This window comes from Flavobacterium sp. FG68 (genome assembly GCF_057808895.1).
Window position 1 is genome coordinate 115,019 of the sequence record NZ_JBMDIY010000015.1, and the last position, 9,499, is coordinate 124,517.

A 9,499-nucleotide genomic window follows, 5' to 3' on the forward strand; every position below is an offset into this window, starting at 1 on the left:
ATGAAGTTATAAACCTTTGTGAAATTTTTATACGCAGATAAAGATAATCAAGCCTGAAAATTGGAATTTGTAATTTGAAATATTGGAACTTGTTTTTATTTTTATATTTGATTTTCATAACTTTGCAAAATGAATAATCAATCAGAAACTCAGAATTGCGATTTTACTTCAGATTTAAAGCTGAAGGGCTTTAAGGTATATCAGATCAACGGAGATTTAAGTAAAATTCCCGTTTACAGCCGCAGGGATTTTTATAAAATCTGCATCAATACGAGTAAAAGTATCATACAATATGCTGACCGCGGAATAGAAACCGACGGAACTATTTTGTTTTTCGGTAATCCAATTATTCCATATTCATGGGAAACCGTTTCTGAAGGTTATGAAGGTTATGCCTGCGTTTTTACAGAAGAATTTTTGAGAGCAAAAGACCGTTCAGAAACACTTCACGAATCGCCTTTATTTAAAATAGGAGGAACGCCAATTTTTTCTTTAAATGCTGAACAAAAGGTTTTTATAGATTCATTGTTTCAAAAGATGATTCAGGAATATGAAACCGATTATGTTTTTAAAGACGATTTAATGCGCAGTTATGTGAACTTGATTATTCATGAATCGATGAAAATGCAGCCGTCGGATAATTTCTTTAAACATAGAAATGCATCTGCGAGAATTACGTCTTTATTTTTAGAATTATTAGAAAGACAGTTTCCAATCGAAACTAAAAACGAACCGCTGGCTTTAAAAACGCCACAGGATTATGCACAAAGTCTTGCTGTACACGTAAACCACTTAAATCGTTCAGTAAAAGAAGTTACAGGAAAACCAACAACGGCGCATATTACAGAAAGAGTTATCAATGAAGCAAAAGCTTTGTTACAGCATACTGACTGGAGTATTTCGGATATTGGTTATTCGCTTGGATTTGAATATCCGAGTTATTTTAATAATTATTTTAAAAGACTTACAGGAACGGTTCCAAAATCGTTAAGAATGTAAATTGTTTCAATTTCATAATTTTTTGTTTGAATATTGTTATTTCCGGAAAGTATTCCTTTCCTAATTTTGCCTTTGAAATTACGATACTAAATAAGTTATCAGTTTTCAGCAAACTAAATAAATACTTCATAAAGCGGATCCTAGCTTTCTAAATTTAGTTTATAATTCTGATAATGAATAATATAAGTAGTTTTAAATAAAGTCAATCTCAAAAAAATAACTAAATTTATGTCAACAAATTATTCAGCCGTTATCGAAGAAGGAAAAGTCCCTAGTGCATATATGACGGGCGACGTTTCGTACAAGAAGCAAAGCAGTGATATTCATCCTGAAAATACTGTTATTAAGGAAGTTACTTTTGAACCTTGCGCAAGAAGCAACTGGCACAGTAATGCGAGTCTGCACATGCTTATTGCAAAGAATGGAGTAGGTTATTACCAGGAAAGAGGAAGCGCAGTTCGTATACTTCTTAAAGATGAAGTAGTTACGATTCTGCCGGGAGTAGAACACTGGTATGGAGCAACTCCGTTTGACAAGTTCTCTTATGTTGCCATTATCACAGAAATTGATAAAGGCCACGGAACATGGTTAGAAAAAGTAACCGATGGAGAGTATTTCGTTTTGAGTCACTAAGTTTCTAAGATGCTAAGGGACTAAGTTTTCTAAAACTTGAAACTTGAAACCTGAAACAAAGAAAACTTTAAACAAACCAAACTTCAAACAAAAAACAAACTATATGGAAACAAAAAACATAAAAGCCTTTGGTACTGAAGCTGCCGAAGCGCCATTAAAAACCTTAGACATTCAGCGCCGTGCGGTACAGGCACACGATGTTGAAATTGAAATTTTGTATTGCGGAATCTGCCACTCTGATTTACACTCAGCAAGAAACGAATGGCACGGAACTATTTATCCAATTGTTCCCGGACATGAAATCGTAGGCCGAATTGTAAAAGTAGGTGATCACGTTAAAAATTTCAAAGTTGGAGAACTTGCCGGAGTAGGTTGTATGGTTGATTCGTGCAGAGAATGTGACAATTGTAAAAACGATTTAGAACAATATTGTGATGAGGGAAGTATTTTAACGTTCAATTCTCCGGACAAACATTTAGGCGGAATCCAGACTTTTGGAGGTTATTCTCAAAGTATTGTAGTTGATGAAAGTTTTGTACTGCACATTTCAGATAAATTAGATCTTGCCGGAGTTGCACCTTTATTATGTGCCGGAATCACAACTTATTCTCCTTTAAAACACTGGAATGTTGGTCCTGGTCAAAAAGTTGGAATTGTTGGTATTGGTGGTTTAGGCCACATGGGAATCAAATTAGCAAAAGCTATGGGCGCTCATGTTGTTGTATTTACAACTAATTTATCTAAAACAGAAGATGCAAAACGTTTAGGTGCAGATGAAGTAGTTTTATCTACAGATCCTGAACAAATGGCTAAACATGCAAAAAGCCTGAATTTTATTTTAGACTGCGTTTCTGCTGAACATAGTATCGATTCCTATCTAAATTTATTAAAAGTAGACGGAACATTGACTTTAGTTGGAGCACCAATGGATCCGCTTCCTGTAACATCATTCAGTCTTATATTAGGTAGAAGAAGTTTTGCAGGATCTGCTATTGGCGGAATTGCCGAAACTCAGGAAATGTTAGACTTTTGCGCAGAACACAATATTACAGCTGATATTGAAGTAATTGGCGTAAATGACGTAAACAACGCTTACGAAAGATTATTAAAAGGAGATATCAAATATCGTTTTGTAATTGATATGGCTTCTTTAAAATAAGGTTCAAAGCTGCAAAGGTTCAAAGTAACAAAGGTTTCTCATAGGGTTTTAAAAAAACTTTGAACCTTTGCAGCTTTGAACCTTTGCACCTTTAAAAAAACAAAACCCCTCAAGCAATTCAACTCTTGAGGGGTTTCTTAAAAATAAATAATAACCAATTAAATTTATTTTACTTTTTGTCCAGATTTTGTTTCAGCAATTTGGCATGTTCTAAATGTGCTGTTAATCCTGCGATATTATTTGAGGCCCAAAATTTAACATCTTCGTCGTGTGCATCTTTTGATGCTTTTTGAAGTTTGTCAATTGCTTTTTCGTGACCGTCGATCATCATATCGGCGAATTTTTTATCAAAATCAAGACCTGATTTTTCGTTTAGTTTGTTGTATTCTTCTTGTCCTTCTTCAGTAAGTGAATTTGGCAGTGTAAAGTTTTTAGCTTTTGCTAAAGCACTTACTTCAGATGCTGATTTAGTGTGCTCATCAACAAGCATTTTTCCAAATTTTTTCACTTCGGCATTGGTACTTTTTTGCTGTGCCAATTTTCCTATTTCGATTTCAGCCAGGTTAATTTCAGCCTGATCTACTAAAAATTCAGAATCATCTTCTTTACTGTCAATAGAGTCAAATTTGGCTTCATTAGCATCTTCTGCAACTTCTTTTGGATCTTCTTGTTTTACTTCATTTTTACAAGAGTTAAGGAATAAAATAATAAGTCCTGCTCCTAAAATTGCTTTACTGGCTAATAATATCTTTTTCATGATTTTATAGTTTAAATGTTATGATGTAAAATTATTGAGAAGTTACAGGAATGTCTTACAGGATTTTTAGAGATTGTTATATGATTTGGATGCTGAATGATAAACCAGTATAAATACTTATTCTCTAATTTTAATTTATTAGTATACTTGTTAAAGTAATTAGGTTAATTTCCTATACATATATAAAGCTAGAAACAGAATAAAAAGCGAATTTTTAAATTAAATTAAGTTTGAACTATTGTATTTTCGCCCAATAAAACATAGAAATTATATTTATGACAGCAGTAAAAAAGATTCTCGGTATTCTTTTAATTATAATAGGAGCACTACTTTCACTTTCCTTGATTATAGCTATATTAAAAGCATTAGTGCAAAGTATCGGAGTATTGGGGAAATCCACTTATGAAGGAATAGGATTTCTTTTCGGAATTTTCATTATGATGGTAATATTTGGTATTATAATTTACTTTATTTTCAAGTACGGTTTTAAGTTGTTAAAAACAAAAGCTTTACCGCAAGATACTATTGATGACATTGGTTTAACCAAATAATATAAGCCTTTACTAATATGAGAATAATCAAAATATTTTTGATCTTACTATTTTTAGGATTTTCTTTTATTTACCTAAATTATTTTTCATCGTTTGTTATGCCTTGGGATAGAGATGAAGCCATTGAGGCTGCTTTAAGCTGGGGAAAATTAGATAAACTTCCTAAAGATGCCGATATTACTAATATGGAAAAACGGGGAAGTATTTTTACCAGACAATTCATTATTGAATTTACGAGTTCAGAATCTGAAATAAAAAACTGGATTTTAAAAAGTAAAGGATTTAAAGGTGTTGAGCCAGAAATAAAAGATGGTACTAAGATATATGAAATTCATCCAAAGGATCTGCAATCTTATGGAGGCCGGGTAAAAATAAAAGGAAATACAGTATATATTAATATGAGTTGGAGTTAATTTTATATTTTCACACCATCAAAAACAAACATTTTTTAAATTATAACTAAATGAAAACTAAATCTATTACATCTTTAGCCCGTATTTTATTCTTATCCACTTTCATTTTTTGTTGTGCCGTATCAACATCAACAGCACAAAATTTGACTTTTAATCCAAGGAAAACAGACAATGGCTTAATTTTCGGTTCCCTTACTTTTCCTGCTGAAAAAGCTAAATTTCATGGATATTTTATGTTAATAAGTTACAAGTCTACTGATCCTAAGTTATCCAGAAAATATTCAAAAGAAGTGCATTTTATTCCTGCACAGATTACAAGAATGAGACATAAAGGTGATTTAGATGGCGGATTGACATATCTTTTTGCAGTTGAAAAACCTGAAGGTGAATATGTAATTACAAATATTCGACTCTTTACAAATAGTGGTTTTGCAGTTCTTCAGAGAAACGGTAACATCAATGGTTTTTCAATTCCTTTTAAAGTAACCAAAGGAGAGATTTTGTATGTTGGGAATATTCAATTTGATGAAGTTGCTTTGAAAAATGATGTTAAAGACATTAAAGAAATTATTAAGTATCAAAATAATTTTGAAAAAGATCTTGCCGGAATTAAAAAAGCAGAACCATTCGTTTATTGGGATGCAGCAAAAAAGGATGATTCAATTCAAATTTCTTATGAAGAAGTGGTACAATAATGAATCAACGTTATTATAATCTTAGCTAAAAATCACCTTAGAACAAAATGAAAAAATTCATCGTTTCCTTATTATTTCTTGTAAACCTTACAGTTTCCGCGCAAGCGTATTTTCCGGGTTTTGATGATTTGTTTTTGGGTAATAATACAGATGAATCACTTTTTAGTCCAGAACTCAATTATTTTAGAGACGGATTAAAAGTAACAAGTAAATTGTTGTTTATTAAAGATTTGCAAACATCTTCCTCGAGATCTGCCGCATTTTATAGTTTTCAAGTTATCCCCAGATCTGATTTGGAATATGATTTTTTAAATAGCGGAGTATTTTTAAAATTCAATGTAAATACTAAAGAAAAATACCCATCATTTAATGTTATTTTCAATGAATTTGTAAATGAAGATAAAGAAAGCGGAAACGGAAGAATCGATTTATACAATAAAGGACTTTCTATATTATTTAGTGAAACGGATGTAAAAGTATTTGATTTTCAAAAAAAGACCTCTCTAAAAGATCTCAAAGCAGAGTTTTTAATCTCAGATATTGAATATAAAATTGATAAGACAAACTTAGAAATTGTATTTAAAGGAAGTTTTACAACTGATATTAATATTAAAGGAAAGAAGATTAAAAAAGAAATACTCTCACAATTAACTTTAAACGCAGACAAAGAAGGTTTTGGTATTTCTTACATGGATCCAAAAAGCAATAAGAAAAAATATATAGTTGAGAAAGATATATAGTCAACAAGAATATTAAATAACAAAATCCCATTCGAAAGAATGGGATTTTTTGTTTTTAGCGCAACACTATTTGTCATTTCGACGGAGGAGAAATCGCACTCGCATATCGACAAAGATTGGCGCTTTTCTTTGCGTCCCAAGACTTCGGGATAATGTGAATTCTCCTCCGTCTAAACCACAAGATTGCGAATAATCTAAAATCTGCAATCTAAAATCTAAAATCATCTAAAGTCTACAATCTTAATTATGAAAGTTATAACGATAATTGTATAACAGAAAAATCTTTCTTTTTGGGAACTTTGATATAACCATACAACAATTACTAACCTAATTTTTAAGTTATGCCAGATCCAAGAATTAAAAACGAAGCACAATACGAAGCTCTTTTAAATAAGGGATACAGTAAAGAGAAATCGGCGCGTATAGCAAATACGCCAGATGCAGGAGAAAAAGGCGGAAAAGCAAAGCCTTATGAAGAATGGACAAAAGATGAGCTCTATCAACAAGCCAGAAAAGTAGGCGTTTCCGGACGTTCTTACATGAATAAAAAAAGCTTGATTAAATCACTCAGAACTAATTAAAATAAATACCGCAGATTTCGCAGATTCTCTAAGATTATGGAGATGAAAAGAATGAAAAAGGAAAAATCTTTGAATCTGTGAAATCTGCGGCAAAAAAAAAGAAAAACGAACATGAATACCGCCAGAACCCAAAAACTAATGACACAACTAATTAAAACACCGCATTTGGTGTTAGAAAAATTAGAATTAGTTTATGTAAACAATCAAAATTTACCAATTGAAAGATGCCAGGGAGATGATGGTTTTATTTATAAAAAAAACGGACGCTGTATTAAGCAAAAAAGCGAAATAAAGCGTTTTAACAGCCTGGTTTTACCGCCGGCATGGGTAAATGTAAAGATATCCGACTTATCAAACGGACATTTACAAGCGGTAGGTTTAGATGTTAAAAACAGAAAACAATATAGGTATCATCCAAAATGGAATTTAATTCGAAATCAAACCAAGTTTTACAAAATTGCAGAATTCGGACAAAAGCTTCCTTCTATACGAAAACAAGTGGATATCGATTTAGAACAAAAAGAATGGTCGAAAGAAAAAGTAATTGCACTTGTGATTCGGTTAATGGAAGAAACGCATATCCGAATTGGAAATGAAAAATACGCGAAAGACAACAAATCGTACGGACTTTCGACTTTACGAAAAAGACACATCAACATCAATAAAAATTCCCTCCGATTTGAATTCATCGGAAAAAAAGGAAAACAGCACACCATTACCACAAGAAACAAACAATTGATTAAACTGGTAAGCCGCTGTGAGGAAATTCCGGGTTGGGAAGTTTTTAAATATTACGATAAAAACGGCGAAAGAAAGGTTTTAGACAGTCATATGGTCAATGAATATCTGCACAATATATCGGGCGAATATTTCAGTGCCAAAGACTTTAGAACCTGGGCCGCCTCAATTATATTCTTTGAAAGTTTAATGGAACTAGGCGTTACATCAGACGAAAAAGAAATCAAAAGAAACATTGTTCAGGCTTATGATGCCACAGCAGAAGCGCTTGGAAACACAAGAAATGTGTGCAAGAATTATTACGTTCATCCCTTGTTGGTCACAACTTATGAAGACGGATCGATTCAGCCCTATTTTGATAAAGTAAAAAAGAGCCGAAGCACAAAAAAATACTTTTCAAGAAGCGAAAGCGCCTTTGCAGAACTGATTGAAAATTATCAGGTCAGTTTACTGTAATTAAAATCTAAGAGTTAATGCACCTCTTTCAAAAGCATAAAGTTTAAAAACAAACAAAATCAGTATTAACTAAAAATCAATTATTATGTTACGATGGACAGTCATATTTATTATTCTGGCAATTATTGCGGGAATATTTGGTTTTGGTGGAATTGCCGCTGGAGCCGCTAGTATAGCAAAAATTTTATTTTTCATATTCTTAGTGTTGTTTATTATTTCGCTGATAAGCGGAAGAAGAAGTGTGTAACACTAGGATTCAGTAAAATAAGAACGAAATTAAAACGGCACATATATCTCGGTAAATGTGTCGTTTATCTTTTAAAAATATCAAATTATGGGAACTAAAAGCGGAGCTTACCAGGACGTTTACATTAAACGACAAGACGAAATGGTAAGTTTGAAAAACGATGTAACAGATTTTTGTGAAAAATACATCAAGCCTGTTCATCCGGAAAACTGGGATTGGACAACACGTGATTTCGAAAATCCCGAAAACGATCCAACAATTGCCGAAGCAAGAGCCGTGGCAAATGTGGTTTACAAAGATTTACTAGACGGAAAACAAACCGATGTTGATCTTTCGACAATGGATAATGTCGAAGCAATTAAGGCTTATTTGAACCCAGAAAGCAAACATGCCGATTTTAATATGGAAGAATTTGCCTTTGCTTTAAAAGTCGAACTCGAACACGGAAAAATCAGAGATGTAAACGTAACCAACAATCATCCTTTTTTAACGGCAATGATTGCACTGGCACACATGACCGAAAGCCTGACGTACTATAAACGCCTAAAGGTGATGGAAGCCGAAGGCGAAATTTATGAGATTATGCGCAAAATAGAAAGCTCAGAATCTGGAAAAGAAGAGTGGTATAAAGAATTAGGCAAAGCCGAGCAGGAATTAGCAGAGGCAAAGGAAGGACTTGTAGAACGTTTACAAAAAATGGATGATATTCCGGTTCTGGAAAAAATAGGAGATTAGCATTTTAAAGACAAAAAAAAAAGCCGTTAAGTTTATTCTTAACGGTTTTTTTATTTTAAAATAATTTGTCTGAAAAATTGTATTTTTGCTAATAATGTAAATTTGCCCAATTCTGGAAACGGAGCATTTTATCAGTATCGTACTTGAAAAATCTAGTATCATACATATTTTTTATTTTTTTACTTCAAATTATTATCTTTGAATTATGAGCACACAAACAAGATCACACCATATAGGGCGAAAAATAAGCCGTCTTCGTGAACTAAAAGACATGAAGCAAGAAGCACTTGCACAAGCTTTAGGAACCAGCCAGCAAACGATTTCTGCAATTGAAAACAGCGAAACAGTTGATGAAGAAAAATTGATTGAAATTGCAAAAGTTTTGGGCTTGAGCGTGGAAGCAATTAAAAATTTCTCTGAAGAAGCAGTGTTTACTTATTTTAATACTTTTTACGATAATAGTCAAGGAACTGTTGGAAATTACAATACGTGCAATTTTAATCCGCTTGATAAATTAATGGAATCTGTAGAACAAAATAAAAGTTTATATGAACGTTTATTAGAATCTGAAAGAGAAAAAATATCTTATTTAGAGAAATTATTGAATTCGAAATAAAGATTTAAATCATAAAAAAAACCGTTAAGTATAATTCTTAACGGTTTTTTTATTTCATGTATTTCTTTGTTCCGTAGGAACATCTCGTTGGTAGAAAAATTATATTTTATTATGTTTTGCGTTCCATAGGAACGTTTGATTTTTCTATAATTTTTAATAATCCAGCGGTTCAAACGTTC

General features: G+C 32.3%; 13 protein-coding genes. 12 read left to right on the plus strand and 1 reads right to left on the minus strand.

The window, feature by feature from the left end; genetic code table 11:
• Positions 1-129: 129 nt before the first annotated feature.
• The 3 genes from ACODSB_RS11625 to ACODSB_RS11635 all read left to right on the plus strand — a co-directional run bounded on the left by ACODSB_RS11625 (position 130) and on the right by ACODSB_RS11635 (position 2,791).
• Entirely contained in the window at positions 130-999 is an 870-nt protein-coding gene (locus ACODSB_RS11625) for a helix-turn-helix domain-containing protein (RefSeq protein WP_256634538.1), read from the plus strand.
• Positions 1,000-1,227: 228 nt separating this feature from the next.
• The gene (locus ACODSB_RS11630; RefSeq protein WP_053472227.1) at positions 1,228-1,632 is read left to right on the plus strand and encodes a cupin domain-containing protein; all 405 of its coding nucleotides are present in this window, start codon (positions 1,228-1,230) and stop codon (positions 1,630-1,632) included.
• 103 nt (positions 1,633-1,735) lie between these two features.
• Entirely contained in the window at positions 1,736-2,791 is a 1,056-nt protein-coding gene (locus ACODSB_RS11635) for an NAD(P)-dependent alcohol dehydrogenase (RefSeq protein WP_180859774.1), read from the plus strand.
• Between the two features lie 169 nt (positions 2,792-2,960).
• On the opposite strand, the gene ACODSB_RS11640 is transcribed toward ACODSB_RS11635, so the two are convergent.
• Positions 2,961-3,548 carry a DUF4142 domain-containing protein gene (locus ACODSB_RS11640; RefSeq protein WP_488937169.1) on the minus strand — a complete coding sequence of 196 codons (588 nt, stop codon included), beginning with the start codon at positions 3,546-3,548 and terminating at the stop codon, positions 2,961-2,963.
• A 275-nt stretch (positions 3,549-3,823) separates the two neighbouring features.
• Between ACODSB_RS11640 and ACODSB_RS11645 the strand changes: the two genes are divergently transcribed.
• The 9 genes from ACODSB_RS11645 to ACODSB_RS11685 all read left to right on the plus strand — a co-directional run bounded on the left by ACODSB_RS11645 (position 3,824) and on the right by ACODSB_RS11685 (position 9,320).
• Entirely contained in the window at positions 3,824-4,099 is a 276-nt protein-coding gene (locus ACODSB_RS11645) for a hypothetical protein (RefSeq protein WP_488937170.1), read from the plus strand.
• Positions 4,100-4,137: 38 nt separating this feature from the next.
• Positions 4,138-4,512, plus strand: coding sequence for a hypothetical protein (locus ACODSB_RS11650; protein ID WP_488937171.1), 375 nt, complete (start codon positions 4,138-4,140; stop codon positions 4,510-4,512).
• Between the two features lie 50 nt (positions 4,513-4,562).
• Positions 4,563-5,207 carry a hypothetical protein gene (locus tag ACODSB_RS11655; protein WP_488937172.1) on the plus strand — a complete coding sequence of 215 codons (645 nt, stop codon included), beginning with the start codon at positions 4,563-4,565 and terminating at the stop codon, positions 5,205-5,207.
• 47 nt (positions 5,208-5,254) lie between these two features.
• Entirely contained in the window at positions 5,255-5,947 is a 693-nt protein-coding gene (locus ACODSB_RS11660; protein WP_180859764.1) for a hypothetical protein, read from the plus strand.
• A gap of 341 nt (positions 5,948-6,288) precedes the next feature.
• The gene (locus tag ACODSB_RS11665) at positions 6,289-6,528 is read left to right on the plus strand and encodes a DUF7218 family protein (RefSeq protein ID WP_053472232.1); all 240 of its coding nucleotides are present in this window, start codon (positions 6,289-6,291) and stop codon (positions 6,526-6,528) included.
• Between the two features lie 138 nt (positions 6,529-6,666).
• Complete coding sequence (locus ACODSB_RS11670; protein WP_488937173.1) at positions 6,667-7,722, plus strand: DNA topoisomerase IB; 1,056 nt, start codon at positions 6,667-6,669, stop codon at positions 7,720-7,722.
• 85 nt (positions 7,723-7,807) lie between these two features.
• The gene (locus tag ACODSB_RS11675; protein WP_035644678.1) at positions 7,808-7,969 is read left to right on the plus strand and encodes a DUF1328 family protein; all 162 of its coding nucleotides are present in this window, start codon (positions 7,808-7,810) and stop codon (positions 7,967-7,969) included.
• 87 nt (positions 7,970-8,056) lie between these two features.
• Positions 8,057-8,704: a DUF5661 family protein gene (locus ACODSB_RS11680; protein WP_256634549.1), complete on the plus strand. Its 648-nt coding sequence runs from the start codon at positions 8,057-8,059 to the stop codon at positions 8,702-8,704.
• Positions 8,705-8,909: 205 nt separating this feature from the next.
• The gene (locus tag ACODSB_RS11685) at positions 8,910-9,320 is read left to right on the plus strand and encodes a helix-turn-helix transcriptional regulator (RefSeq protein ID WP_488937174.1); all 411 of its coding nucleotides are present in this window, start codon (positions 8,910-8,912) and stop codon (positions 9,318-9,320) included.
• Positions 9,321-9,499 lie beyond the last annotated feature (179 nt).